Origin of the sequence: Sphingorhabdus lutea, assembly GCF_001889025.1 — a bacterium.
Lineage (GTDB): Bacteria > Pseudomonadota > Alphaproteobacteria > Sphingomonadales > Sphingomonadaceae > Sphingorhabdus_B > Sphingorhabdus_B lutea.
In genome coordinates, this window is record NZ_CP018154.1 from 1,324,991 (window position 1) to 1,350,258 (window position 25,268).

Annotated in this window: 27 protein-coding genes; 18 read left to right on the top strand and 9 right to left on the bottom strand. The window is 47.2% G+C overall.

The annotated features are described in order from the left end of the window. The first annotated feature begins 2 nt into the window (after positions 1-2). Positions 3-1,508 carry an exosortase A gene (gene xrtA, locus LPB140_RS06295; protein WP_072559111.1) on the top strand — a complete coding sequence of 502 codons (1,506 nt, stop codon included), beginning with the start codon at positions 3-5 and terminating at the stop codon, positions 1,506-1,508. Positions 1,509-1,518: 10 nt separating this feature from the next. Further along, positions 1,519-3,411 carry an XrtA/PEP-CTERM system amidotransferase gene (locus LPB140_RS06300; RefSeq protein WP_072560552.1) on the top strand — a complete coding sequence of 631 codons (1,893 nt, stop codon included), beginning with the start codon at positions 1,519-1,521 and terminating at the stop codon, positions 3,409-3,411. Positions 3,412-3,430: 19 nt separating this feature from the next. On the opposite strand, the gene truA is transcribed toward LPB140_RS06300, so the two are convergent. Both truA and fmt read right to left on the bottom strand, forming a co-directional pair. Then, a complete protein-coding gene (gene truA, locus LPB140_RS06305) occupies positions 3,431-4,174 on the bottom strand; it encodes a tRNA pseudouridine(38-40) synthase TruA (RefSeq protein WP_072559112.1) in 744 nt (247 codons plus the stop codon). Further along, positions 4,171-5,091, bottom strand: a complete 921-nt coding sequence (fmt, locus tag LPB140_RS06310) for a methionyl-tRNA formyltransferase (RefSeq protein WP_072559113.1) — start codon at positions 5,089-5,091, stop codon at positions 4,171-4,173. Before fmt ends, truA begins: the two co-directional genes overlap by 4 nt. Positions 5,092-5,143: 52 nt before the next feature. Between fmt and recR the strand changes: the two genes are divergently transcribed. Next, on the top strand, positions 5,144-5,740 hold the full coding sequence (recR, locus tag LPB140_RS06315) for a recombination mediator RecR (RefSeq protein WP_072560554.1): 597 nt from the start codon (positions 5,144-5,146) through the stop codon (positions 5,738-5,740). Positions 5,741-5,845: 105 nt separating this feature from the next. Beyond that, positions 5,846-6,370, top strand: coding sequence for a peptide deformylase (gene def, locus LPB140_RS06320; RefSeq protein WP_072559114.1), 525 nt, complete (start codon positions 5,846-5,848; stop codon positions 6,368-6,370). 79 nt (positions 6,371-6,449) lie between these two features. On the opposite strand, the gene LPB140_RS06325 is transcribed toward def, so the two are convergent. Next, complete coding sequence (locus LPB140_RS06325; protein ID WP_083550103.1) at positions 6,450-7,700, bottom strand: penicillin-binding protein activator; 1,251 nt, start codon at positions 7,698-7,700, stop codon at positions 6,450-6,452. Here LPB140_RS06325 and rsmI point away from each other — a divergent pair. The 4 genes from rsmI to LPB140_RS06345 all read left to right on the top strand — a co-directional run bounded on the left by rsmI (position 7,699) and on the right by LPB140_RS06345 (position 10,311). Next, positions 7,699-8,568 (top strand): 16S rRNA (cytidine(1402)-2'-O)-methyltransferase, encoded by an 870-nt coding sequence (gene rsmI / locus LPB140_RS06330; protein WP_072559115.1) that lies wholly within the window; start codon positions 7,699-7,701, stop codon positions 8,566-8,568. The genes LPB140_RS06325 and rsmI overlap by 2 nt on opposite strands. 1 nt (position 8,569) lies before the next feature. Further along, positions 8,570-8,932 (top strand): YraN family protein, encoded by a 363-nt coding sequence (locus tag LPB140_RS06335; protein ID WP_072559116.1) that lies wholly within the window; start codon positions 8,570-8,572, stop codon positions 8,930-8,932. Between the two features lie 18 nt (positions 8,933-8,950). Further along, on the top strand, positions 8,951-9,904 hold the full coding sequence (gene gshB, locus LPB140_RS06340) for a glutathione synthase (protein WP_072559117.1): 954 nt from the start codon (positions 8,951-8,953) through the stop codon (positions 9,902-9,904). A gap of 98 nt (positions 9,905-10,002) precedes the next feature. Further along, the gene (locus tag LPB140_RS06345; protein WP_072559118.1) at positions 10,003-10,311 is read left to right on the top strand and encodes a GIY-YIG nuclease family protein; all 309 of its coding nucleotides are present in this window, start codon (positions 10,003-10,005) and stop codon (positions 10,309-10,311) included. Positions 10,312-10,691: 380 nt separating this feature from the next. On the opposite strand, the gene LPB140_RS06350 is transcribed toward LPB140_RS06345, so the two are convergent. The 4 genes from LPB140_RS06350 to rph are packed head-to-tail and all read right to left on the bottom strand — an operon-like array spanning position 10,692 to position 14,230. Continuing rightward, positions 10,692-11,615 carry a tyrosine recombinase XerC gene (locus tag LPB140_RS06350; protein WP_072560559.1) on the bottom strand — a complete coding sequence of 308 codons (924 nt, stop codon included), beginning with the start codon at positions 11,613-11,615 and terminating at the stop codon, positions 10,692-10,694. 24 nt (positions 11,616-11,639) lie between these two features. After that, positions 11,640-12,818: a radical SAM family heme chaperone HemW gene (gene hemW, locus LPB140_RS06355; RefSeq protein WP_072559119.1), complete on the bottom strand. Its 1,179-nt coding sequence runs from the start codon at positions 12,816-12,818 to the stop codon at positions 11,640-11,642. Positions 12,819-12,859: 41 nt separating this feature from the next. Further along, entirely contained in the window at positions 12,860-13,498 is a 639-nt protein-coding gene (rdgB, locus tag LPB140_RS06360; protein ID WP_072559120.1) for an RdgB/HAM1 family non-canonical purine NTP pyrophosphatase, read from the bottom strand. A gap of 15 nt (positions 13,499-13,513) precedes the next feature. Next, the gene (gene rph / locus LPB140_RS06365) at positions 13,514-14,230 is read right to left on the bottom strand and encodes a ribonuclease PH (RefSeq protein WP_072560561.1); all 717 of its coding nucleotides are present in this window, start codon (positions 14,228-14,230) and stop codon (positions 13,514-13,516) included. 83 nt (positions 14,231-14,313) lie between these two features. On the opposite strand from rph, the gene hrcA reads away from it, so the two are divergent. From hrcA to LPB140_RS06405, 8 genes are all read left to right on the top strand, one after another. Further along, positions 14,314-15,357: a heat-inducible transcriptional repressor HrcA gene (gene hrcA, locus LPB140_RS06370; RefSeq protein ID WP_072560563.1), complete on the top strand. Its 1,044-nt coding sequence runs from the start codon at positions 14,314-14,316 to the stop codon at positions 15,355-15,357. Positions 15,358-15,455: 98 nt separating this feature from the next. After that, a complete protein-coding gene (grpE, locus tag LPB140_RS06375; RefSeq protein WP_072559121.1) occupies positions 15,456-16,034 on the top strand; it encodes a nucleotide exchange factor GrpE in 579 nt (192 codons plus the stop codon). A gap of 32 nt (positions 16,035-16,066) precedes the next feature. Beyond that, entirely contained in the window at positions 16,067-16,489 is a 423-nt protein-coding gene (locus tag LPB140_RS06380; protein WP_072560565.1) for a 23S rRNA (pseudouridine(1915)-N(3))-methyltransferase RlmH, read from the top strand. 5 nt (positions 16,490-16,494) lie between these two features. Further along, the gene (locus LPB140_RS06385; protein WP_072559122.1) at positions 16,495-17,688 is read left to right on the top strand and encodes a murein hydrolase activator EnvC family protein; all 1,194 of its coding nucleotides are present in this window, start codon (positions 16,495-16,497) and stop codon (positions 17,686-17,688) included. Between the two features lie 161 nt (positions 17,689-17,849). Beyond that, positions 17,850-19,205 (top strand): S41 family peptidase, encoded by a 1,356-nt coding sequence (locus LPB140_RS06390; RefSeq protein WP_072560567.1) that lies wholly within the window; start codon positions 17,850-17,852, stop codon positions 19,203-19,205. An 80-nt stretch (positions 19,206-19,285) separates the two neighbouring features. Further along, the gene (locus LPB140_RS06395) at positions 19,286-19,777 is read left to right on the top strand and encodes a disulfide bond formation protein B (RefSeq protein ID WP_072559123.1); all 492 of its coding nucleotides are present in this window, start codon (positions 19,286-19,288) and stop codon (positions 19,775-19,777) included. 2 nt (positions 19,778-19,779) lie between these two features. Next, positions 19,780-20,316: a demethoxyubiquinone hydroxylase family protein gene (locus tag LPB140_RS06400; RefSeq protein ID WP_072559124.1), complete on the top strand. Its 537-nt coding sequence runs from the start codon at positions 19,780-19,782 to the stop codon at positions 20,314-20,316. Between the two features lie 62 nt (positions 20,317-20,378). Then, positions 20,379-20,954 (top strand): hypothetical protein, encoded by a 576-nt coding sequence (locus LPB140_RS06405; protein WP_072559125.1) that lies wholly within the window; start codon positions 20,379-20,381, stop codon positions 20,952-20,954. 84 nt (positions 20,955-21,038) lie between these two features. On the opposite strand, the gene LPB140_RS06410 is transcribed toward LPB140_RS06405, so the two are convergent. Beyond that, complete coding sequence (locus LPB140_RS06410; protein WP_072559126.1) at positions 21,039-22,820, bottom strand: DUF885 domain-containing protein; 1,782 nt, start codon at positions 22,818-22,820, stop codon at positions 21,039-21,041. Positions 22,821-22,876: 56 nt separating this feature from the next. Here LPB140_RS06410 and LPB140_RS06415 point away from each other — a divergent pair, with 56 nt between their 5' ends. Further along, positions 22,877-23,404 (top strand): DUF2306 domain-containing protein, encoded by a 528-nt coding sequence (locus LPB140_RS06415; protein ID WP_232223371.1) that lies wholly within the window; start codon positions 22,877-22,879, stop codon positions 23,402-23,404. Between the two features lie 8 nt (positions 23,405-23,412). Here LPB140_RS06415 and ypfJ read toward each other — a convergent pair whose 3' ends face one another. Then, the gene (gene ypfJ / locus LPB140_RS06420) at positions 23,413-24,333 is read right to left on the bottom strand and encodes a KPN_02809 family neutral zinc metallopeptidase (protein ID WP_072559127.1); all 921 of its coding nucleotides are present in this window, start codon (positions 24,331-24,333) and stop codon (positions 23,413-23,415) included. Between the two features lie 125 nt (positions 24,334-24,458). Between ypfJ and LPB140_RS06425 the strand changes: the two genes are divergently transcribed. Continuing rightward, the gene (locus LPB140_RS06425; RefSeq protein WP_072559128.1) at positions 24,459-25,253 is read left to right on the top strand and encodes a 3-hydroxybutyrate dehydrogenase; all 795 of its coding nucleotides are present in this window, start codon (positions 24,459-24,461) and stop codon (positions 25,251-25,253) included. Positions 25,254-25,268: the final 15 nt, after the last annotated feature.

The window sequence follows — 25,268 nt, forward strand, 5'->3', positions numbered from 1 at the left end:
TAATGACTGCCGCCCGCCATCATCATATTTTAATCGGCCTGTTCATCATTATATCGGTGTTATTCTTCCCAGATATTACCGATATGTTTGGCATATGGTGGAACAGTTCTACCTTTAATCATTGTTTATTATTATTGCCTATTTTGGCTTGGTTATATCATCAACGGCGCGATGATTTGGCAAAAATATCCCCAAAATTTGGTTGGATTTCATTGCCATATATAACCTTGGCAGGCGCAATATGGTTAATTGGTGATGCGGCGGATTTGGCCATTGCGCGGCAATTATCGGTCATTATGATGTTTCAAGGCGCGGTTATTTTGGCATGGGGGGTAGAGCGCGGCCTTGCATTAAGTTTTCCAATTTTTTACGCATTTTTCCTGCTTCCCTTTGGGGAGGAATTTGTTGGGCCATTACAAATTATCACCGCCGATATTTGCATGTTTTTGTTAAATTTATTCGGCATTCCCGCGCATTTGGACGGCATATATATCAGCACAACATTTGGCCTATTCCGCGTGGCAGAGGCTTGTTCGGGTGTTAAATTTTTGGTCGCGATGATTGCCTATGGCGCATTGGTTGGCAATTTATGTTTTTTCAGCTGGTTTCGCCGCGCGGCATTTATGGTGGCCGCGATTATCATCTCAATTCTGGCCAATGGTGTGCGGGCATGGGGCACGATTATCATCGCCAAATATTGGGGGGCAGAGGCAGCCACCGGCATGGATCATTTGATTTTTGGATGGGTGTTTTTTGCCATTATCATTGGAATTTTAATGGCGGTAAGTTGGAAATTTTTTGACCGCAAAGTTGATGACCCACTGGTCAATCATGGACGTGTGGCAAAATATGCGGCCTATCTTCATTGGCCAAAATTATCGCCCATAACAGGTGCAATTTTAACTTCCATTATTTTAATGACGCCAATTTCATGGTCATATTTTTCTGGGCAAAGGATGTCTGAGACCCCCGCCACCATAATATTGCCAGAAATTATCGGATGGACGCGCAGTAATGCGGCAATGGAACAGCCATGGTCGCCCATTTACCATGCACCATCGCACCGTTTGGACGGGCGATATGTGGATGAAAAGGGCAATGTAGCCGATTTGACCATCATTGTTTATGATAAACAGGCCGAGGACAGGGAATTAATTGCTTTTGGTCAAGGCGCAATTGGTGAAAACAGCATATGGTCATGGGTTGGCACGCCATCATATCCATTTGATGCAAAGGCAGAGCGGATTATATCACAATCCGCCGACTGGCCGAGTGCGCGGCAGATTATCACATTTTACCATGTCAATGGCGTGACATCTGGCAATATATTGCAGATAAAGCTGGCGACCATGAAGGCACGGTTATTTGCGGGCAATGAACAGGCGGTGGCGATTATCATTTCGGTTGAGGAAAAAGCCGGCAGGGATAATAAACTTATATTGCAAAAATTTGTAAAGGCGCTTGGACCTATTGATAAATTGGCTATGCAAATGGCTGGCACAGGATAAGGATGGCAATATGTGTGCGATAACAGGTATTTTCCATTTACAAACTGCAAAGCCAGTGGACCCGTCAAGGGTGCGGCGCATGGCAGACAGCATGATACATCGAGGGCCGGACGGCAGCGGCATTTGGACCGCGCCGGGCATTGGATTGGGCCATAGGCGGCTTTCCATCATTGATGTAGAGGGCAGCCCACAGCCCATGGTGGCGCATGATGAAAAATGGGCCATTTGTTTTAATGGCGAAATTTATAATTATCAGGAAATCCGCGCCGAATTGATAAAATTGGGCCATGTTTTTACCACCAGCGGCGATACAGAGGTTATTTTGCATGCATGGCGGCAATGGGGTACGGATTGCTTGTCTAAATTAAATGGCATGTTTGCCTTTGCCATTTATGATGCCGCGCAAAATCAAATGCACTTGGTGCGTGACCGATTTGGCGTAAAGCCGCTATATTATGCAGAAATCTCCGACGGTAGTGTTATTTTTGGTTCGGAATTAAAAGCATTATTGGCACATCCCGCGCTGCGCCGGAAATTGGATCATCATGCGGTGGATAGCTATATGGCATTTGGATATGTGCCCGACCATCAATGTATATTGCAGGGCGTGCAAAAACTGCCCGCCGGACATTTTTTAACATTATCATGCGGGCAGCCCATGCCAAGCCCACAAAAATGGTGGGATATTGATTTTAGCAATCGTGAAAAGGGCAGCGCGGCGGAGCTGGGCGAGGAATTATACCGTTTAATGAAACAAGGGGTGGCATCGCGCATGGTCGCCGATGTTCCCATTGGTGCTTTTCTGTCGGGCGGGGTGGATAGCTCAGCAGTGGTCGCAATGATGGCGTCATTGACCAATAGGCCAGTGACAAGTTGTTCGATTGGATTTGATGAAAAATCATTGGATGAAAGCAATTATGCCGACATTATTGCAAAAAGATTTGCTACCGATCATCACCGCCAAATTGTGGACAGCAATCAATATGATTTAATTGACATATTGGCCGATCATTTTGACGAACCCTTTGCCGATGCGTCGGCTTTGCCAACCTATCAAGTAAGTGCATTGGCAGTAAAATCGGTAAAAGTCGCGCTGTCCGGTGATGGCGCGGATGAGGCTTTGGCGGGATATAGGCGGCAGGTTTTTTTCCATCATGAAGAAAAAGTGCGTAGCATTTTACCGCAAAATTTCCGTTCAAATATTTTTGGACCATTGGCCAAATATTATCCAAAGGCGGATTGGGCGCCGCGTTTCCTGCGCGCGAAAAGCAGCTTTGCCGGTTTGGCGATTAGCGGGGAAGAGGCATATACAAATGCCGTGGGCGTGACGGGATATGATGCGCGGCATTTGCTTTATTCTGCCCAAATGTCAGCTACATTATCGGGGTATCGCGCCGAAACATTTATGCATGATTTGATGGTGAATGCCCCGGCGCAAAGCGGGTTGGACCGCGCCCAATATGCCGATTTGAAAATGTGGATGCCCGGCGATATTTTGACCAAGGTGGACCGGATGAGCATGGCAGTTAGTTTAGAGGCAAGAGAGCCTTTATTGGACCATAGGATAGTTGAATTTGCCGCGCGATTGCCCGAAAATATGCGGGTGCGGGGCAAAGAAGGCAAATGGTTGATGAAAAATGTAATGCGCCGCGATTTGCCAGAGGATATTTTATATCGCCCCAAAATGGGATTTGTCACCCCGATTAGCCAGTGGTTTAAAGGACCATTGGCGGATGAGGCAAGGGCGCTTTGCCATTCCAAAATTTTTGCTGATTTTAATTTATTTGACTCTGCGCAAATTTCCAAAATGGTGGAGCAACATATTTCCGGCATGGTCGATCATGGACGCACCATTTGGCAATTGGTGATGCTGGAAAAATCGCTTGTCCGATTATTTGGGTGATCTTACCCACAGCTTGCCATTATTCGGGATAAATAGCCTTTACAAAATATAATCCGTCGGGCGGGGCATTTATGGCCAGCCTTTGCCTATCCTTTGCCTCCAGCGCGGATTGCAGGTCATCCTTTGTCCATCGGCCAGATCCGACCGCCGCCAAACATCCCACCATTGACCGCACCTGATGATGCAAAAATGACCGCGCACCGGCATATATTTTTATATCATCACCGCTGCGCACGACATCCAATTGATCCAATGTTTTAATCGGGCTTTTTGATTGGCATATGGTTGAACGAAATGTGGTAAAGTCATGCAGGCCCAATAATATTTGCGCCGCATCATGCATTGCATCGCTGTCCAACGGATGCGCGATTTGCCATGCCCGCCCGCTTTGCAGGGTTAATGGCGCACGGCGATTAACAATATGGTAAATATAGGCGCGTCCAATACAGGAAAAACGCGCATGCCAATCATCCGCCACCTGTTCACAGGAAATAATGGCGATGGGATGTCCCTTTAATTTTGCATTTATCGCCTCGCCCAATCGAAAGGCGGATAAGGGCTTTTCAATATCGGCATGGGCGCGCATTGCCAATGCGTGAACCCCGCTATCTGTGCGGCCAGCCGCTTGGATGCGGACTTTTTCCTGGGTAACGGCTTCAATTGCTTCTTCAATCGCCTGTTGCACCGATGGGCCATGATTTTGGTGTTGCCACCCCATATAGGGGCGGCCATCAAATTCGATGGTCAGGGCAAATCTGGTCATGACAAAATCGTCCCTTTGGGCAATTTTGTGCCATTTAGAAAATCTTTGCGCGATAATTTGGGGCGGCCCGCACGTTGCACAAAATCAGCGCGAATGGCCAATTCACCACATGCGATGGTCATATCTGCATCCAATATCTCACCTGCCTGTCCAGATGCGTTGATGATATGGGCATTAAATAAGCGGATACGATCATCCCCCAAAATAAAATAGCTGGCTGGAGCAGGGTCAAAGGCGGCGATTTCTCGCGCCAAAATTTCGGCAGGTTTAGAGAAATCTAGCAGCGCTTCTTCTTTTTTAATTTTATGCGCATAGGTCACGCCGTCTTCGGCCTGTGCAATGGCCGTTAAATTATCAATATTATCAATGAAGTCGCTTAATGCTTCTGCCCCCAAATGTGCAATTTCGTCGGTAATATGCCCTGCATTTTTCCAACTGCCATCATTATGACGCAGGTTCATTTCTTTGGTTAAAAATACTGGGCCAGTGTCCAATCCTGCCTCCATCTGCATTATTGCGGCGCCGCTTTTTTCATCGCCTGCCAAAATGGCACGCTGAACGGGCGCTGCACCGCGCCAACGCGGCAATAATGATCCATGAATATTGATACAGCCATATTTTGGCGCATCAAGCAGGGATTGCGGCAATATCAGGCCATAGGCGGCGACCACCGCCATATCCAGATTTAGCGCCGAAAAATCGGCAATATCGGCCGCATCCTTAAAATTTAATGGATGGCGCACATCAAGGCCAAGTTCATCCGCACGGACATGCACCGGCGTTTTTTGTAATTTTTTCCCGCGATTGGCGGGGCGGGGGGGCTGTGAATAAACCGCAACAATTTCATGGCCATCAGCCACCAATTTATTTAAGGCAGGAATGGCGAAATCCGGCGTTCCCATAAATGCAATTCGCATGACATATCTTTTCTATTGGCAAAATACTGCCTGTGTCTTTAGTGAAGGGTTCATGGCATCGCAAGAAATAGACGCATTGACAATGGCATTGTCCAAATTACCCGGCCTTGGTCCGCGATCGGCGCGGCGTGTTGTGTTGCATTTGGTGAAAAGGCGAGAAGTTGAATTGCCAAATTTAATCAAAAGATTAGAAGTGGTGGAGCAGCATTTAACCGCTTGTGATATATGCGCAAATGTAGACACAAAAAATCCGTGCGGTGTGTGCAGCGACCCGCGCCGTGATGATCGCTCGCTTTGCGTGGTGGAGGAGGTGGCCGATATGTGGGCACTCGACCGTTCACGTTTATTTGCGGGCAAATTTCATGTTCTTGGCGGGCGTTTGTCGGCAATGGACGGCGTTCGGCCAGAGGATTTGAGCATTGATAAATTGCTGGCCCGTGTCGCAAATGGCGGAATTGACGAAATTGTGTTGGCGATGAACGCCACATTGGAGGGGCAAACAACCGCCCATTATCTGATTGAAAGATTGGAAGAATATCCCGTTCGCTTGACACAGCTTGCCCATGGCCTTCCCGTGGGAGGGGAGCTTGATTATTTGGATGAGGGCACATTGGCACAGGCGCTGCGCGCGCGCAGACCGGTTGAATAGATATTCTATCGGGCCACGCCCGTTAAGGAGGATTTACCCTGTTATTTGGGATAATAGTCATAAAGTCTGGTTGACCTTATTCCTGTTCAATCCTATTTAACCGACATGGCTATATTACCAATATTAGAAGTGCCCGATGCACGATTAAAAACCGTTTCAACTCCAGTTGAAAAATTTGACGACAGTCTTGCCAATTTGGTGCAAGATATGTTTGACAGCATGTATGAAGCGAATGGAATTGGCCTTGCCGCCATTCAAATTGGCGTGCCGCTGCGTGTATTGGTGATTGATTTGCAAGAGGGTGAGGATGAAGATGGCAAGGCGCTGCGCCAGCCGCAAATTTTCATCAATCCCGAAATTTTGAACCCTTCTGAAGATTTATCTGCCTATAAGGAGGGCTGTCTGTCCGTGCCAGACCAATTTGCTGAGGTTGAACGGCCCGCAAAAATCCGCGCCCGTTGGCAAGATTTAACGGGCAAGCAATATGATAAGGAATTAGATGGCCTGATGGCGACATGCCTGCAGCATGAAATGGACCATTTAGAGGGCATTTTGTTCATTGACCATTTGTCGCGATTAAAACGCCAAATGGTGCTGAAAAAATTGCAAAAGGCGCGCAGGGCCGCCTAAACCCCCCGATAATATTATCAATAATTTCACATCATTTTATTGACCCACGCAAACATCAAATTTGCGTGGGTTTTATATTTTATCTTTGGTTAAAGGTGGATGGTGCAGCCTCAATGGTCACATATTGGCCATTTTGTACTTCCTGCACCTCCAATGCGCGCTCTGATAACCCATCGGGCATGAAACGAAATGCACCGTCCACTCCAATGAATCCGCCCTGTTCTATCAATCGATCAACGGGAAATTCGCTATATATTGGCCAATCCTGTGCAATACGCACGGTCAATAAAACACTGTCATAGCCAAGGCTGGTCAGGCGCAGAGGGGTTGTGCCATAACGTGCCTTATATCCGGCGGCATAATCGTTAAAAACCCCGTCGGATACGGTGGCAAACCATGCGCCATATAATGATTTGGTTGATGCCATCCTTGTACTGATATTCCATAAATCAGTGCCAAGAAATTTGGCGTTTTTGACACCATTTGCGCGCAATGCATCGGCAATTTTTACCGCCTCTGCGCCATTGGCGGCAATTAAAATGGCGTCAATTTGGCCCGATGATGCAATTTTTTTCACCGCAGCATCCAATTCATTTGTGCCTTCATTATAACTTTGGCTGGTCACTGCAACCGCGCCAATATCGCGCACAGTTCGTAAAAATGCAGATGTTGAACGTTGCCCATATAAATTGGCAGGCGCAATGGTGGCAAAGCGTTTTGCGCCTCTATTTTGCGCGAATCGCAAAATCCTATCCACAGATTGGGTCGGCAAATGGCCCAATAAAAATATATCATGCGATGCCACGCCAATATCGTTGGAAAATGTGATGATGGGAACATTGGCGGGTTTTGAAATTGACGCAACCTCAACAACATTATCACCGCGAAGTGGCCCGATAATTAAGCGATTGCCATCGGCAATTGCGCGCTCAGCCGCCTGTTTTGCCCCGCCAGCTGTGTCATAAGTGGTCATGCGAAGCGATTTGTCATTTGTATCTTGCAAAGCCAGTGCAGTGGCATTGGCAATTGCTTGGCCAACATCGCCATCGGGGCCGGTTATTGGTAATAACAGTGCGACTCGGTGGCGTTCGGCATCATTTGATACAATGGTTGTGCGCTTTGCAACAGGTGCGGTGGTTTCGGGATTTTGCCCGCCCTTTGGAATGACCGATTGACATGCGGCAAGCGCGCTAATCAACATTAAAGCTGATAATTTACGTATAATATTCATATATTTATTTGAAATCATATCCAATGCCGCACGAAAAAAACTTCTATTTTCGTTCTCCACTTGCGGCAATAGTGGCTTTGCGGCATTGCTGTTCATCATGATAGACCCTTTTGAATCAAAAATACTCTCTGCCGGACTTTACATTGTCGCGACCCCAATCGGCAACCTTTCTGATATTTCAGAAAGAGCAATTTACATTTTGCGCCATGCCGATTTGGTGGCTGTAGAGGATAGCCGCGTCTCTGGCAAACTTCTTCATCATTTAGGGTTAAAGAAAAAAATGCGGCCTTATCATGATCATAGTGATGATAGGGTAAGGCAGGATATTTTGAATATTGCCCGAAATCATGTTGTCGCCTTGATTAGCGATGCAGGAACGCCGTTAATTTCTGATCCAGGATATAAGCTGGTGCGTGATGCGCGAGCGGCCAATATTATGGTGACCACGGCGCCCGGCCCGAACAGCGCAATTGCCGCCTTAACCATTAGCGGCCTGCCCACAGACAGATTTTATTTTTATGGATTTTTACCCAATAAGAAAAAGGCGCGGTGTGACGCATTATCCGATATAAAAAATATTAATGCCACATTGATATTTTTTGAAAATGGGGCGCGATTGGCGGCCAGTATAGCGGATATATATGACCAATTGGGGAATAGAGAAATTGTTATTGCACGTGAAATAAGCAAAAAATTTGAAGAAGTTATTTCAGGAAGCTATAGCGAAATTCAAGAGCGTTTAGCCAATAATCCGCCCAAGGGTGAAATCGTTTTAATGGTGGGGCCGCCCGATGAACAAGGGCCAGAGCAGGGTGATATCCGCGCCGCATTGGCCGAGGCATTGGACCGATTGCCCGCCGGAAAAGCCGCTGCCGAAATTTCCAAAAGATTTGGGGTGGAGCGAAAGGACATGTTTGACCTTTCCGCAGAAATTAGGGCCGCCAAGATTAAATCCGAAGCATCCTGATATGGCCCGAAAATTAAGCAGGATAGAGGCAGAGAATAAGGGGCGGCGGGCCGAAAAAATCGCCGCTTGGTGGCTGCGTCTACATGGCTGGCAAATATTGACGATGCGCGCCAAAACGCCAAAGGGCGAGGTGGATATTATTGCACGGCGCGGAAAAAGCGTGATTTTTGTTGAGGTGAAAGCAAGGGATAATGAACAGGCATTGGGCACAGCAATTGGTGAATATCAATTGAAAAGGGTGGCGGCGGCAGCGCAATTTTTAATACCCAAATATGCAAAAAATGCCGAAAATATCCAAATTGATGTTATATGGGTTGCACCTTGGCGGCTGCCCCACCACATTAAAAATATCTGGCATTATTAAAATAAGGTTTTTACGAAAATGAGCAAATTACGTATCGCCGTTCAAATGGACCCGATGGAAAGCATCAATATCAAAGGCGATAGCAGTTTTGCGTTGATGTTAAGCGCACAGGAACGCGGTTTTGATATTTATCATTATGATGTGCGTGATTTAACATGGGAGGGCAATGAAATTACCGCCATGGCGCATCCGGTTTTTGATTTAAAACAGGAACAGGGAAATCATTTTCGTTTTGGCGATGCGCTGCGTCTTGACCTGCGCGATGATGTGGATGTGGTTTTAATGCGCCAAGATCCGCCATTTGACATCGGATATTTAACTGGCACATGGTTGTTGGAACGGCTGGCCGGAGATACTTTGGTGATTAACGATCCAAAATCGGTGCGCGATGCACCGGAAAAAATGTTCGTGCTGGATTTTGCGCAATTTATGCCGCCGACCATGATTACACGATCATTGGAGGAAACCAAAAAATTCCAATCAAAACATGGTGCAATTGTTATTAAACCTCTGCACGGCAATGGCGGAAAAGCGGTGTTCCGCATTGGTGAGGATGGCGCAAATTTGGGCGCATTGGTGGAATTATTTGGGCAGGTGTGGCCCGAACCTTATATGGTGCAAAAATTCCTTCCCGATGTCAGCATGGGGGATAAGCGGATTATTTTAATCGATGGTGAAGTTGCCGGCGCGATTAACCGTAAACCAGGTGAGGGGGAATTTCGTTCCAACCTTGCCGTGGGTGGTTATGCGGAGGCAAGCGAGCTGAGCGAGAAGGAACAGGAAATTTGCGCGGCCATGGGCGCAGAATTGAAAAAACGCGGGCTTTTATTTGTAGGTATTGATGTCATTGGTGGTAAGTGGCTGACTGAAATAAATGTAACCTCGCCCACCGGAATTGTGGCCATTTCCAATTTTAATGGGACGGACTTACCAGCGATGATTTGGGATGCTGTGGAAAAAAAATTGGGATAGTTTTTGGTTTTTGTATTTTGGTGTTTCGTCATTCCCGCGAAAGCGGGAATCTAGTATGAGCATAGCTAGTTCGATCTGCACAATTCCAAAAGGTAAAAATGAGAAGCATCAAGCAACCAGCGGTATATATCATAGCCTCCAAACGCAATGGGACATTATATGCGGGGGTAACATCAAATTTGATGCAGCGTATCCACCAACATCGCGGCGGTGATTTTTCAGGATTTTCTCAGCAATATGATGTAAAAAAATTGGTGTGGTATGAATTGCATGATGAGATGGAGCAGGCGATATTAAGGGAAAAGCGGATTAAAAAATGGAATCGCGCTTGGAAATTGGAATTGATTGAAAAAGAAAATCCTAATTGGCAAGATTTGGCTGAACAATTGGGTTTTGAAAAATTATGATGTTTTTCTGGATCCCCATTTTCATGAGGATGACGGAGGGATGTATGGCGATGACGGTGCATATATGGCGATGACTGAGGGATGTATGGCGATGACGGTGCATATATGGCGATGACGGTGAATCGTCGGCGATGAGGTGAGGTGATAACGGCGCATAGGGGGTGTGACGCTTATTATTATATAATAATATCAGATATTGCATGTCATTCCCGCACCCCCTCATCGTCATTCCTTCTTCAATCTAATGCCATTCCCTCGCTTTCCTTCCCGTCATTCCCGCACCCCCTCATCGTCATTCCCGCGAAAGCGGGAATCCACTTATTGCACTGCCCATTTTTGTCATTCCCGCAAAAGCGGGAATCGAGCTTAACAAAATAGACTTAACCCCTTGGATGGGCATGTTTATATACATCAAGCAACATGGCAGTATCGACATCGGTATAAATTTGGGTGGAGCTTAAACTTGCATGGCCGAGCAGTTCCTGAAGGCTGCGCAAATCGGCGCCGCCCGCCAATAAATGGCTGGCAAAGCTATGCCGCAGGGCATGGGGCGTTAGACTGTCAGATAAATTTAAGCTGCGCCGCGCATGTTGCACCACTTTACGGATGCTGGCGGGGGAGAGTGGCCCGCCATTATTTCCCCTGAAAATCGGGTCTTTGTTATGTAATTTATAGGGGCAATGGGCGATATAATCACCCACCGCATCGCGCACGGCGGGGATGATGGGGACTAATCTGGTTTTACCGCCCTTGCCTAAAATACGCAGATTCTTACCCAAGGGAATCTGATCCATATAAATGCCCAATGCCTCTGATATTCGAAGGCCCGCGCCATATAAAATCATCAATAATGCCCAATCGCGTTTGCCCATCCACGGCGATTTTGCACCATCGCGTATATGGGTGGCCAGCGCGATAATATCATCGGGCGCGGCGGGACGCGGCACTGTTTTGGGGGATTTTGGGCTTTTCAAAATGGGCAATATATAATCATCGCCCAACGCAAATTTCAAAAAAGAACGCACAGCCGAAAGCTCCCTTGCCGCGGAACGATTGGCCAATCCATCTGCGCGGCGGCTGGCCAAATATGCCCGTAGGTCGGTTGACTTTAATTCGCGCAACATGGTGATATTTTGCAAATCTCCAAAATGAAATTTTACGAAAGATAAAAAACGTTGCGCCGTGATGATATAGGCACGAACAGTATGCACCGAACGGCGGCGATCAAGGGCAAGAAATTGTTGATAATCAGCGATAATCCGCTGGGCCCATTGCTGATTATTATTTGGCGGTGCGTCGTTCATTATATGCATATAGCACCGCAATGATTATTCATCAATTTCCACAATATTGCCCAATATATGGTCCAACATGGGCATGCCCTTTGCCGTGATGGTCAAATGATTGTCGGTGAATGATGCAAATCCTTGCGCGGTTAATTTATTAATTTCATGCCGGTTAACCAATTGGTCAACAGAACGGTTCAACCGCGCGGACAATGCGCCAATATCCATTCCGCGATAAAGGCGCAGGCCCATTAACAAAGCCTCTATCCCTTGGTCCGTTGGCGGGATAATATTTTCCTGTTCCATGCCATGCCCATTTCGGGCGATGGCGGAGGTGAAATTTTCCGGCTTTTTATGTCGCTGTGTCGCCATATGCACGGACTTATTTTGGATGATATTTGGCCGCCGCCCATGTGCGCCCGGGCCAATGCCGATATAATCACCATAGGTCCAATAGGTCAGATTATGGCGCGATTCCTGTCCCGCCTTTGCAAAATTGCTGATTTCATAGACAGGCATATTTGCCGCCGCCATTTGATCCAAAGTTTGATGATAAAGCACAGCTGCATTATCATCAGGGGTGGGGGTTAAAATACCGCGCCGAAAATCGCTGGCGAACCTTGTCCCTGGTTCAATGGTTAATTGATATAATGACATATGGTCCGTGCCAAATGCCAATGCTTCTTTTAATTCTATGGCCCAATCATCCGATTTTTGATCGGGCAGGGCATAGATAAGGTCGATGCTGACCCGCGCGAAATGTCTTTGTGCGGTGTCTATCGCGCGTTTTGCTTCATTCACATTATGGGCACGGCCCAGAAATTTTAACGTATCGGTGCGTAATGATTGAATGCCAAGTGACACGCGGTTAACACCTGCACCTGCCAATGCGGCAAAATTATCTACCTCCACCGAATTGGGGTTTGCCTCCAATGTGATTTCAATATCATTGGTAAATTGCCAATATTTGTCCGCCTGTTCTATTAAGGTGGCAACAATTTCCGGCGGCATTAAAGAAGGCGTGCCGCCACCAAAAAATATTGAACTTAATGGCCGATTGCCATTTAATTCGGCCTCAAACGCCATATCGGATAATAACGCCGCCTGCCACGCGGCCATATCCACCTGCGCGCGAACATGGCTGTTAAAATCGCAATAGGGGCATTTGGATACGCAAAATGGCCAATGAATATATAGGGCGATGGGCGCTTTATTGGTCATATTTTAATATCATGATGGGGCAATGTTACTGCGCTGCTGCATTAAAACATGTCGGCGATAAATTTGGCAAAGGCATCTGCACGGTGGCTAATCGCATGTTTGGCATCGGGGTCGATTTCACCAAATGTTTTATCCATGCCATTTGCCACAAAGACCGGATCATATCCAAATCCTTTGTCCCCGCGTGGCGGCCAAGTAAGTGAGCCATTGACGCGCCCTTCAAATACCCGCTCGCTACCATCGGGCCATGCAAGGGCAAGGGTGCAGGTGAAAAAGGCGCTGCGGTCCACATCCATGCCCAATTGCGCAAGGCGGCCCTCCACCTTACCCATGGCAAGATACCAATTGCGGCTGCCATCGGTGGTGCGTTTTCCGGCATGAAAAAATTCTTCCTCCGCCCAATCGGCGGTATAAACGCCGGGCGCACCGCCCAATGATGTGACGCACAGGCCGCTATCATCGGCAAGGGCGACCATATTTGCCCCCTTGGCCGCGCTATGCGCCTTTATCAATGCATTTTCGGCAAATGTCGTTCCCGTTTCCTCTGGTTCGGGCAGATTCAGCTCTGCCGCCGAAATTGGCTCAATGCCATAGGGGGCAAGTAAGGCGCGAATTTCCCGCACCTTGCCCTGATTATGGCTGGCAATGACCAATTTTCCGGCGGACAGTTTTTTATTCATGGAAAATTTCCTAAATTATTTCGATAACGCAGATTTTTGCGCCGTGATGATTTGGTCGCACCCAATACGCGCCAAACGCATTAACCGCAGCAATGCCTCCTCATCATAGGTTGCGCCCTCTGCTGTTGCCTGAACCTCGGCAATTTGGCCGCCCTCCAACAAAATAAAATTGGCATCGGCATCGGCGGAGCTATCCTCTATATAATCAAGGTCAAGCACCGGTGTACCATTATATATGCCGCAGCTTATGGCCGCAATATGGCCCTTAATCGGGTCTTCTTTAATCGCGCCCTTCGCCAATAATCCATCCACGGCAAGACGCATGGCAACCCATGCCCCAGAAATGGATGCGGTGCGCGTGCCGCCATCGGCCTGTATCACATCGCAATCAAGGGTGATTTGATGTTCGCCCAATTTTTTCATATCCACCACAGAACGCAGCGAGCGCCCGATAAGGCGCTGAATTTCCTGTGTCCTGCCCGATTGCTTGCCCTTTGCGGCTTCACGCTGGCCGCGTGTGTGGGTGGCCCGGGGCAACATGCTATATTCACCAGTGACCCAACCTTCACCCTTGCCGCGCATCCATGGCGGCAGGCGGTCTTCAACACTGGCGGTGCAAATAACCTTTGTATCACCAAAACTGATTAAAACACTGCCCTCGGCATGTTTAATATAATTTGTTTCAATTGAAATGGCCCGCATTTCATCTGCGGAACGGCCGGATGGACGCATAATTTTTTCCTTTTTTGATTTGCGCCTTTGATAGCTGATTATGCAGGCTTTGCAATATGGGTGAAATCCATTATCTAAATAAAATGACCATGCCGCCAATATATGAATTAAATGACCGAACCCGCACATTATTTCGGGTAATTGTTGAACAATATTTGGATTCAGGCCTTCCCGTGGGCAGCCGAACTTTGTCTAAAATTTCTGGCCTTTCGCTTTCTTCTGCCTCTATTCGCAATGTGATGCAGGATTTGGAGGAAATGGGCCTGCTTGCCGCGCCGCATACCAGCGCGGGGCGACTTCCCACCGAAAGCGGGCTTCGTTTATTTGTTGATGGTATGATGCGCACCGACGAACCGACAATGGAGGAACAACGCGCGATAAAATCGCAAATAACAGGCCATGGGCCGATAGAGGAAGCTCTTGCCTCCGCCAGTCAGATTTTATCCGGCCTATCTTCCTGTGCGGGGATAGTTATGGCGCCAAAAAGAGAGGCAATATTGAAACAATTTAGCTTTGCTAGATTATCTCAAAATCAAATTTTGGCGATTATGGTCGCAAGTGATGGCCATATTGAAAATCGTATCATTGAATTAAATGCGCCGGTTAATGATAGCGCCTTGGTGGAGGCGTCCAATTATATGACCGTAAAATTTTGCGGCATGACATTAAATGATGCAAAGGCGGCATTGGATGCAGAAATTAGAAATGAACAGGCGGCATTGGACCGCGCCAGCGCAAATTTAGTAAAACAAGGATTGGCCATTTGGTCAATTGATGCGGATGAACGGCCCGTATTAATCGTAAAAGGGCAATCCAATTTATTGGACGAAGCAGCGGTAAATGATTTGGACCGTATCCGCAATTTATTGGACGATTTGGAAAATAAACAGGAAATTGCCCAATTGGTGGACAGCGCCCGTTCCGCCCAATCAATGCGGATATTTATTGGATCGGAAAATCGGTTATTTTCGCTTTCCGGTTCGTCCATCATTGCCGCGCCCTATCATGATGAAGGGGGCAAGGTTGTTGGCGTTGTTGGGGTGATTGGGCCGACAAGGTTAAATTATGGACGGATAATTCCTATGGTGGATTTTACCGCAAAGACTTTATCCACTTTAATCAAATAGATTTTATGATTTTTCATCGCTATGCTTGATGTAATTGACATAATATCTATATGCGCAGTGATAGTTTGAATTTTATACTTAAATAGAAGAAATGAATAATGAACGAAGATAAAAACAAACCTGCCGGTGATGAACAGGATAATCCATTTGCAAATGCCGAAATTGAAACGGACGAAATTTTGACCGAAGAAGAGCCGCAGGACAGCGAAGCCGAATTATTGGCCCAATTGCATGAACAGGTTGCTGCGTTAAAACAAGAAGTGCTTTATGCACAGGCCGATACGCAAAATGTGCGACGCCGTCTTGAAAAAGAGGTGCAGGATGCGCGAACCTATGCCGCGACAAGCTTTGCCCGCGATATTTTATCTGTATCGGATAATTTAACCCGCGCATTGGACGCGATACCGGTTGAATTACGAGAAGACGAAAAGTTTAAGGGGCTGGTCACCGGATTGGATGCCACGGGCCGCGAATTGACCAATATTTTTGGCAAGCATGGCATTGTTCGTGTTGCTGCCATGGGCATGCCGCTTGACCCCAATGTGCATCAGGCAATGGTCGAAATCCCCAGTGAAGAGCCAGAGGGCACCATTGTTGCCGAAATGCAGGCTGGCTATCAAATAAAGGACCGTTTGCTTCGTCCCGCCATGGTGGGTGTTGCGAAAAAGCCTGAATAATATTTATTCGGTAAAAGGAGCGATTTATGGCCATGACCTTGCAAATTATTGCGCATGGGAAAATTGGCCGCTCCAGCGAGGGTGATTTGGTTGACCGTTATATAAAGCGTATAAGCTGGCCAACCCAAATCACCGAATTAAGCGATAATGCCAAGGAATTGCCGCCAATATCGGGCCGCACAAAAACCATATTATTGGATGAGCGGGGCAAAACCCTCTCATCATTGGAATTGTCGCAAATCGTTGGGGATTGGCGCGATGATGGCGTGCAGCATTGTCGTTTCATTATTGGGCCAGCCGATGGGTTTAGTAAAGCACAGCGTGATGAGGCCGATTTATTACTATCATTTGGCCGTTTAACATGGCCGCATATGTTGGCGCGGGCAATGTTGGCCGAACAATTATTTCGCATCACATCCATTCTTGCAAATCATCCCTATCATCGGCAAGGATAGGGGGCATGGCATTTTATCCTAATTCAACCGTAAAAAAAATTGTGAAATCTTCGGTGATTTTGGCGGTTGTGTTGATGTGTAATCCGGTGGCCGCGGCCATAAATGCGGTGTCGGTGGATAGCGAGCGTAGCGCGTTAATTGAGGCCAAGAAAAAGGCAGAAGCCGCGCGAAAACGTGCTGAAAAATTGCAAGAACAAGCCGATAATAGCCAATATGAGGCGGATAAACTGGCCGCGAAACGTGCCGCTGCACAGGCCGAAGTAGAGGCATCGCGCGCCGAGGTTGATGCGGCAAAGGCGCGATTGGCCATTTTGAACAGCCAATTGCAACATGCACAGGCTGCGCTGAACGAGGCGAATAACCCAAATTTACGATTAAATGCGGCATTATTACAATTGGCAAAACAGCCGCGTACCATGTTATTTACCCGAACAAGTTCAATTAAAAATTACGCGCGCACCCGCGCCATTTTATCGGCCATTGAGCCGCAAATATTGCGCCGAACCGCCAAATTGCGCGCTGCCATCGCCACCAAACGTAAATTATTAAATAACAGACAGGCCGCGCTTAACCTATTGTCCGCGTCCAGAAAGGCATTGGCCGAGGAAGAAGCAAAATTGGCAATATTGGCCAGCGGCGCACAGAAAAAGGCAGGGCAGTTTCGGGCCGATGCCGCGTTGGAGCTTGACCAAGCCATATTGGAGGGTGAACGTGCAAGGGACATTGTCGATCGCATCGACAATATTGAAAAATCCGATATTGTCGCAGCTGAACTTGCCAAATTATCAGGTCCAACTTTGCGCAAAGAGGGTAGGCAGCGGCCCGCAATCATGCCTGATATTTACCAAATGCCAGTTAAGGGGCAGATTTTTTTTGGCTTTGGTGAGATTAGCATTAATGGATATCGCGAACGCGGGCTTGGCCTGATGGTTGATGCCGGATCAAAGATAAAGGCGCCAGCGGGGGGCAAAATCTCCTATGCTGGAAATTATCGCGGTTATGGCAATATTGTCATTATTGATCATGGCGCGGGTTGGTCCACGTTGGTCACCGGCATGGCATCGTTAAATATACGCAAGGCTGACGTCGTGACAAAGGGCGAGAATATTGGTGTGTCGCCCAATGAAACCGCGATGATTAGGGTGGAATTACGCCGCAATGGCCGCAATATGGATGTGGCGGCAATGATAGCGCAATAAATATGATTGCGCGATAAATATCCTATTTTGTAAAATGACTTAAAATATCCCGCTCATTTATCGTTCATTTTGCCCATGCATAATATTCATGGTAAATGGCCTTTCACCAAAGCGGCATTGCGACTATATAGTATATGGACAATATTTTGAGGATGAATAGCATGAAAAAGAACCTCTCGTTAAAAATCATTGGTGCGATTGGGTTAATTTCCTTGGGCGCGATGATCCCGGGCGCATTAACCGCGCAAAGCAATAGCGATTTGAGCGAGATGGAGGAATTTTTCGCTGTATATCAACAGGTAAAGCGCAATTATGTTGATAAGGTCGATGATAAGCAATTGATGGAAGGCGCAATTCAGGGCATGTTGTCCAGCCTAGACCCGCATAGCAGCTTTCTTTCCAAATCCGATTTCCAATCGCTGCAAACCCAAATTGATGGTGAATATGGCGGATTGGGCCTTTCGGTTACCATTGAACAGGGCGCGGTAAAGGTTATTGCGCCAACTGCCGATACCCCCGCGGATAAGGCAGGGATTAAGCCTGGCGATTATATCACCCATCTTGACGGTAAGTTAATTTATGGCGGGACATTGGATGAGGCGGTGGAGCAAATGCGCGGCACGCCCGGCACGTCGATTAAACTTACCATCGTGCGCGAAGGGCGCGATGCCCCATTTGATGTGGATATCACCCGTGCGGTGATTGATCTGAAACCTGTTAAATGGGAGGTGAAGGACCAAATTGGGATTATCTCTATCAACAGTTTTTCCGAAGAAACGGGCAAGGATGTTGCCAGCGCGATTAAGGATATTGAACGTGATTTGGGCAAAAAACCATTGGGTTATATTGTCGATTTACGGTCAAATCCGGGCGGCATATTGGATGAGGCGGTTGCCGTATCTGATGTATTTTTGGATAAGGGCGAAATAGTTTCCGAACGTGGCCGTGAACGTTCCAGCATCAAACGTTGGTATGCTGAAACCGAAATTAAGGGCGATTTGGCAAAGGGACTTCCCGTCATTGTATTGGTTGATGCGGGCTCTGCCTCGGCATCCGAAATTGTTGCCGGTGCGCTACAGGATCATCACCGCGCCATTGTGATGGGAGAGCGCAGCTTTGGCAAGGGATCGGTGCAAAATGTGCTGCCGCTATCTCAAGATACTGGATTGCGTTTGACCATTGCGCGTTATCATCTGCCCTCTGGCCGTTCGGTGCAGGAAGGCGGGATTAAGCCTGATGTGCGCGTTCCGCAATTATCCGATCCGGATTATAAAAACCGCACCGTCATGCGCGAATCCGATTTATTGCGCCATTTGGTCAATGATTTAAAGGTTGATGACAGCAAATTGGAAGATGATAATATTGATGATCCACGCTTCACCAAAACGGCCGAGCAATTAAAGGCCGAGGGTGTGGAGGATTTTCAAATGGCATATGCATTGGATACACTGCGCCGTTTAGGGCCCAATAGCATGCGTTTGGCGAAAAATAAGGATAATAAGCCCAAACAGCCATAAAGTTGGCCATGAATAATGATTGGATTTATTTGATATAATATTGCTTGAATATTCTGTGCTTTTTGCCCATTCTGCGCAGCATGAACAATATTAAAAAATCGATACTCATATCATTTTTAACATCCTTTGCATTATTGGCGGGCGCCTATATCGGGCAATATGGGTTTCATCTTTATCCATGTGAAATGTGCTGGTGGCAAAGATACCCGCATTTTGCGGCGATTATTTTCGCGGTAATTGGATATATGATGTTGCACCGGAAAAATCCCGGGCTGGCCAAATTTTTGGCGTTAATTGCTGCAATATCGGTGATGATAAGCGGCCTTATTGGCGGGTTTCATGCCGGTGTTGAATATGGCTGGTGGCAGGGGTTAACCGCATGCAGCGTCCCCATTGGCAATGGCGCAAATTTTCTTGAGGCGCTTGAAAATGCTCCAATTGTAAGATGCGATGTCGCACCATGGGATTTATTTGGTATCTCGCTTGCGGGATATAATTTCCTCATTTCATTGGGCGCTGCAATATTGTCGTTGAAAATATTATTCCGCTCTCAATCAGTAATAAAGGGGTAAATATGGGTAATTTTTCTTCTATGTTACAAAAAGATGATGTTGCCTCCATGATACGCGTCAACCAAGCAGGCGAATTTGGCGCAAAGCGCATTTATGCAGGGCAAATGGCGATAATGGGCAATCGTCATCCCATGGCGCGCGAAATCCGCCACATGGCTGAGCAGGAACAACGCCATCTTGATGCATTTGATACATTAATGGCACAGCGCGGGGTGCGCCCCACCATGTTGCAGCCTTTTTGGAATGTCGCTGGCTTTGCCCTTGGCGCGGCAACCGCTGCCATTGGGCCAAAGGCGGCTATGGCGTGCACGGTGGCGGTGGAAACCGAAATAGACAAGCATTATAGCGAGCAATTGGATGAATTGGGACAGGCAGAGCCGGAATTATCCGCATTGATTGAGGAATTTCGCGCCGAGGAATTGGAGCATAAGGAAACTGCATTAAAAAATGGTGCGGAACAGGCCATTGGATATCCTTTGATGAGCGCGGCCATCCGACTGGGTTGCAAGGCGGCAATTGCGATATCGAAAAGAATATAATCTTTCATCGCGCGTTCATAACAAAGCGGTTATGGATAAGAAAATCTATGGAAAGTGGACATATGAAATATTTGGCAGCAACCGCATTTTTAATTGGCAATTTGGCATTTACCGCACCGGCAATGGCGCAAAGTGGCAATAATGACTTACGGCCAAATATTGCCGATGAATCGGTGCGATTTGTTTTTGTTTATGGGCAAGACCCCTGTCCCAAGGCGACGGGCGATGAAATTTTGGTGTGCGGCCAATTGGATGAGGAGGAGCGTTATCGCATCCCGCCTGTTTTGCGGTCCAACCCCAATGATCCACAAATCCAACCACTTGATCAACGAATTAAAACGTTAAGCAGGATAAGTGCCAGCGGCATTAACAGTTGTTCGCCATCTGGCGCAGCAGGCTTTACTGGATGTAATCAATTATTTGTTGCCGATGCCTATGAAGAAAAAGCGCGAGGCGATGGGGTTAGCTATAATCAAATTATTGAGGCGGAGCGTCAACGCCGTCTGTCGAAAATTGATGCGGAGTCAGAGGAAGTGGAAAAACGCGTCGTTGAATTTGAAAAAGCACGCGCCGCCAAAGAAGCTCGCGAAAATGGTGAGGAAGAAGATATTGACGAGGGTTTACCCGAACCAAAATAATCATTTTTGACAATAAACAATAACTAAAAAAATGATAAAGGCGCGGTAATGTTTCCCGCGCCTTTTATCTGCTTATAAGTTAAATTATCCCTTTAACTCTGTTTCAATCCAATCATTTACCTGTTGTTCCAATACGTCCAATGGCACCGCGCCCTGACCCAAAACAACATCATGAAATGTGCGAAGGTCAAATTTATTGCCCAATTGCTTTGATGCCTTTTCACGTAATTCGCGAATTTTCAACTCACCAATTTTATAGGCCAAAGCCTGACCGGGCCAGCTGATATAACGGTTAACCTCTGCCTCAATATTCGCCTCAGACAAGGCAGTATTATCCTTCATATAATCAATTGCTTGCTCTTTGCTCCATCCTTTGGAATGGATGCCGGTATCAACGACCAGCCTGCATGCCCGCCACATTTCATAGGACAGGCGGCCCATATTTTTTGCCGGCGTATCATATAGGCCCATTTCAATGCCCAACCGCTCTGAATATAGCCCCCATCCTTCAACAAAGGAGGTAAAAAATGCGCCATTTTTGCGAAAATCGGAAAGCTCTAATTCCTGTTGCAGGGCGATTTGATGATGATGGCCCGGCACGCCTTCATGCACGGAAAGCGCGGGCACTTCCCATAAAGGCCGCTGGTCTAATTTGGATGTGTTGACATAGTAAAAACCCGCTATGCCAATTTCTGGTGATCCAGGATTATAATATGCAGTTGTTGTCCCTTCGGCTATTTCGGCGGGAATTTCCTTTATGCCATAGGGAAGGCGGGGAAGACGGCCAAAAAGAGATGGCATTTTGCCATCAATTTCCTTGGTCACGCGGGCCACATATTCCATCAATTCTTCGGGTGTTTTTGCATAATATTTCGGATCGGTACGCAAATGTTCGATAAATGCCTCGCGGCTATTAAATCCGGCTTCTTTAGCCACCTCAACCATTTCTGCACGAATACGGGCCACCTCTGATAATCCAATATTGTGAATTTCATCGGCGCTTTTATTTGTCGTGGTCATCAATTTGACGCGATAATCATAATATGCAGCGCCCTGTGGCTGTGCGGAAATGCCCGGCTTTACCGAGCAAGCGGGCTTATATGATGTTAAATACCAATTAAGCTGTTTTTCCAATGCTGGACGGATGATTTTGGAATAGGCTACTGCCATTTGCAGGGCATAGCCTTCAAATTCTTCCCTATCCATGCCAATGGGCATGGGTTTTGAATATGGTCCATAAAAACGTGATTTTGTGCCATCGCCGACAATCAGGCCGCTTATGCTGTTTTCATATCCCTCCATCGCCGCACAGGGCAGGGTGACGCCCAATTTTATCGCCTCGTTGGCGACCTCAATTGATTGGTCATTTACCCGTGAAAATTGTTTCATCCGGTTATTATAGCTTTGATAATCGGCGGCATTACGAAAGGGTAAATTGTCCGACATGCTGGCAAAATTTTGGTGCCATCCCGACCTGTTGGTGAAATTGATATAGGATTGGGGAAATTTATCGCCCTCTATTGTCTCTAATAATGTGCGTTTCAAAATGCCATAATCCACTTTTTCATTGGATGTCAGGCTGGCCATATCTATTTTATTTAACCGATTTAGAAACTCCTCGGCCTTTGCCGCGCGGCGGCGATCTGCCTCGCGGCTATACTCGCCGACTTCATTGGCATAATCATCCACGCCCAATGAACTTGCAAAGGTTGGGGCTTCTTTTAACACAAAGGCCCAATATTCATTGGTCAATGCAGTCACATCGGAAATTTCATTTTCCTGATGCCCGTCAATTGCCTTTGCAGGCATGTTGACATTTGATACCGCCAAACATGCCGTTGATAGAATATATATATATGCCCGCATTGATTTAATCCTCACCTTGTTCAATATTGCCATGATGTTATTGCAGGAGATAAGTCTTGGCTAGTATAATTAGTGATTTTTTTGGTAAAAAGGGACAGGTTTATCGCGTTTCAATTGCGCCAGATAAGATGGAACGGGCGCTTGCCCTGCTATCCATTATCTTATTGACGGCAGCAGTTATTGCGGTGGCAAAGGGCATGGATCAATGGCATATTCTGCCATGGCAAATTTGGGCGCATCTTGCCACTCTTGCCACTGCATTGGTCATCACGCCGATTATGTTATTGCGAAAAAGAGGGGACAAATCGCACCGTATTTTCGGATGGATTTGGGCGTTGTCAATGCTTGCCACTGCTTTGATTAGCTTTGATATCAGGTTGACCAATGACGGGAATTTCAGCCTTATCCACATATTGTCGGTGATAACCGTCATCGGTGTGCCGGTGCTGATTATATCCGCGCGCCGCCGCGATATAAAACGCCACCGTTCACAGGCGCGTGGTTTTATCATCGGGGCATTATTGGTCGCTGGATTTTTTACATTTCCTTTTGATCGTTTGTTGGGGCATTGGTTATTTGGTTAAGATGGGGATTAAAAAATCCCCTCAAATGTGTTGCAATTATTGGGGTTTCCGCTTTGCAATCCGCGATTTAGCCATTGTTTGCGTTGTTCACTGGTGCCGTGGGTAAAGCTTTCTGGAACGGGGCGGCGGCCTGCATTGCGCATTAATGTGTCGTCGCCAATGGCATTGGCGGCCCGCATGCCTTCTTCTATATCGCCTGATTCCAACCTGTCCTTGTTTTTTGCGGCCCACACACCTGCTAAACAATCTGCCTGTAATTCCATGCGCACTTGCAGGGCATTTCCCTCTGCCTCGGATGCGCGGCTTTGCAATTGGCGTACCTTTGCCGAAATTCCGGTAATGGTTTGGATATGGTGGCCAACCTCATGCGCGATAACATATCGGCGCGCAAAATCGCCCGCTGCGCCGAATTTTTGATCAAGTTCACTGAAAAAATCATTGTCCAAATATACGCCATTATCGGCTGGGCAATAAAATGGGCCCATGGCCGATTGCGCCGCACCGCATCCTGATTGTCCATTTTGGCTAAAAAAGGTAAGGGTGGGGCGGGTATATCCTTGAATCATTTGACCCCATGTTTTGTCAAGAGAGGAAAGAGTGTTGCACACCTCCCTGCTGGAGGCATCAATATTACAGCTTTCTTCTAAATTGCTGCCGCCCTGTCCCTGCACTTGCCCCTGTGTTGCAGGCTGGCCGCCACCCAACATGCTGCCCAAATTTAATCCTCCGCCAGCGACAAGGAAATATCCCACAACACCGATGATTAAAATGGTGCCGCAGCCCATTTTGCGATTGCCCAACAACATGGGAAGGAAGGAGAGAAGTAAACCCAATCCCCCACCGCCGCCGCCCAGACCGCCGCCGCCGCCAAAATTTCCGCCACGTTGATCGCGGACCTGAATCCCATCATCATAATCGTCAAGGCGCATGGATTTTCCCCAGTAAAAAATATATTATCAACAGCATTGCGGTTCTTATCAAAAAACGCAACAATCAAGCATTATTATTTTGAATTAAGCCTGAAATAAAGGCCTTACTTTATCAAAGCAGGAGAATGGCATTGACTTTTTTAACCGGCAAAACGGCGCTAATCACCGGATCGACCAGCGGTATCGGCCTTGGCTATGCAAAAATATTGGCGCAAAATGGGGCCAATGTCATGATGAATGGCTTTGGCGATAGGGATGAAATCAACGCCCATATTGACGAGCTTAAAAAACTTGGCGCACCAATGGCAATATATAGCGATGCCGATATGACAAAGCCGGATGAAATTCGCGCTATGGTCGCGCGATGCGATACAGAAATGGGCAGCGCGGATATTGTTATCAATAATGCAGGGATTCAGCATGTATCACCCATAGATGAATTTCCCGATGATAAATGGGATGCGGTGATTGCGATTATTTTATCATCTGCATTTCATGTGATAAAGGCATGTTTGCCCGCGATGAAGGCAAAGGGATGGGGGCGCATTATCAACACCGGTTCAATGCATAGCTTGGTCGCATCCCCTTATAAATCCGCCTATAATAGCGCGAAGCACGGGCTTGCCGGATTGACCAAAACCGTTGCGTTGGAGGTGGCGCAGCAGGGAATAACCGTGAATAATATTTGCCCGGGTTATGTATGGACGCCATTGGTGGAGGGGCAAATTCCTGATACGATGAAGGCGCGCGGGTTAAGCAGGGAGGAAGTGATAAATGACGTGCTGCTTGCCAATCAGCCGCAAAAACAATTTGTTCAGGTCGAACAGCTTGCTTCTTTAATGCTCTATCTTTGCCGGGATGAGGCAAGTGCGATAACGGGTACAAATTTGTCGGTCGATGGGGGTTGGACCGCACAATAATAGCCATAAAAATAT

Excerpts from the sequence above, each read along its gene's own strand:
- xrtA (WP_072559111.1), top strand. The coding sequence starts at position 3 with ATGACTGCCGCCCGCCATCATCATATTTTAATCGGCCTGTTCATCATT.
- LPB140_RS06300 (WP_072560552.1), top strand. The coding sequence starts at position 1,519 with ATGTGTGCGATAACAGGTATTTTCCATTTACAAACTGCAAAGCCAGTG.
- truA (WP_072559112.1), bottom strand. The coding sequence starts at position 4,174 with ATGACCAGATTTGCCCTGACCATCGAATTTGATGGCCGCCCCTATATG.
- fmt (WP_072559113.1), bottom strand. The coding sequence starts at position 5,091 with ATGCGAATTGCATTTATGGGAACGCCGGATTTCGCCATTCCTGCCTTA.
- recR (WP_072560554.1), top strand. The coding sequence starts at position 5,144 with ATGGCATCGCAAGAAATAGACGCATTGACAATGGCATTGTCCAAATTA.
- def (WP_072559114.1), top strand. The coding sequence starts at position 5,846 with ATGGCTATATTACCAATATTAGAAGTGCCCGATGCACGATTAAAAACC.
- rsmI (WP_072559115.1), top strand. The coding sequence starts at position 7,699 with ATGATAGACCCTTTTGAATCAAAAATACTCTCTGCCGGACTTTACATT.
- LPB140_RS06325 (WP_083550103.1), bottom strand. The coding sequence starts at position 7,700 with ATGATGAACAGCAATGCCGCAAAGCCACTATTGCCGCAAGTGGAGAAC.
- LPB140_RS06335 (WP_072559116.1), top strand. The coding sequence starts at position 8,570 with ATGGCCCGAAAATTAAGCAGGATAGAGGCAGAGAATAAGGGGCGGCGG.
- gshB (WP_072559117.1), top strand. The coding sequence starts at position 8,951 with ATGAGCAAATTACGTATCGCCGTTCAAATGGACCCGATGGAAAGCATC.
- LPB140_RS06345 (WP_072559118.1), top strand. The coding sequence starts at position 10,003 with ATGAGAAGCATCAAGCAACCAGCGGTATATATCATAGCCTCCAAACGC.
- LPB140_RS06350 (WP_072560559.1), bottom strand. The coding sequence starts at position 11,615 with ATGAACGACGCACCGCCAAATAATAATCAGCAATGGGCCCAGCGGATT.
- hemW (WP_072559119.1), bottom strand. The coding sequence starts at position 12,818 with ATGACCAATAAAGCGCCCATCGCCCTATATATTCATTGGCCATTTTGC.
- rdgB (WP_072559120.1), bottom strand. The coding sequence starts at position 13,498 with ATGAATAAAAAACTGTCCGCCGGAAAATTGGTCATTGCCAGCCATAAT.
- rph (WP_072560561.1), bottom strand. The coding sequence starts at position 14,230 with ATGCGTCCATCCGGCCGTTCCGCAGATGAAATGCGGGCCATTTCAATT.
- hrcA (WP_072560563.1), top strand. The coding sequence starts at position 14,314 with ATGACCATGCCGCCAATATATGAATTAAATGACCGAACCCGCACATTA.
- grpE (WP_072559121.1), top strand. The coding sequence starts at position 15,456 with ATGAACGAAGATAAAAACAAACCTGCCGGTGATGAACAGGATAATCCA.
- LPB140_RS06380 (WP_072560565.1), top strand. The coding sequence starts at position 16,067 with ATGACCTTGCAAATTATTGCGCATGGGAAAATTGGCCGCTCCAGCGAG.
- LPB140_RS06385 (WP_072559122.1), top strand. The coding sequence starts at position 16,495 with ATGGCATTTTATCCTAATTCAACCGTAAAAAAAATTGTGAAATCTTCG.
- LPB140_RS06390 (WP_072560567.1), top strand. The coding sequence starts at position 17,850 with ATGAAAAAGAACCTCTCGTTAAAAATCATTGGTGCGATTGGGTTAATT.
- LPB140_RS06395 (WP_072559123.1), top strand. The coding sequence starts at position 19,286 with ATGAACAATATTAAAAAATCGATACTCATATCATTTTTAACATCCTTT.
- LPB140_RS06400 (WP_072559124.1), top strand. The coding sequence starts at position 19,780 with ATGGGTAATTTTTCTTCTATGTTACAAAAAGATGATGTTGCCTCCATG.
- LPB140_RS06405 (WP_072559125.1), top strand. The coding sequence starts at position 20,379 with ATGAAATATTTGGCAGCAACCGCATTTTTAATTGGCAATTTGGCATTT.
- LPB140_RS06410 (WP_072559126.1), bottom strand. The coding sequence starts at position 22,820 with ATGCGGGCATATATATATATTCTATCAACGGCATGTTTGGCGGTATCA.
- ypfJ (WP_072559127.1), bottom strand. The coding sequence starts at position 24,333 with ATGCGCCTTGACGATTATGATGATGGGATTCAGGTCCGCGATCAACGT.
- LPB140_RS06425 (WP_072559128.1), top strand. The coding sequence starts at position 24,459 with ATGGCATTGACTTTTTTAACCGGCAAAACGGCGCTAATCACCGGATCG.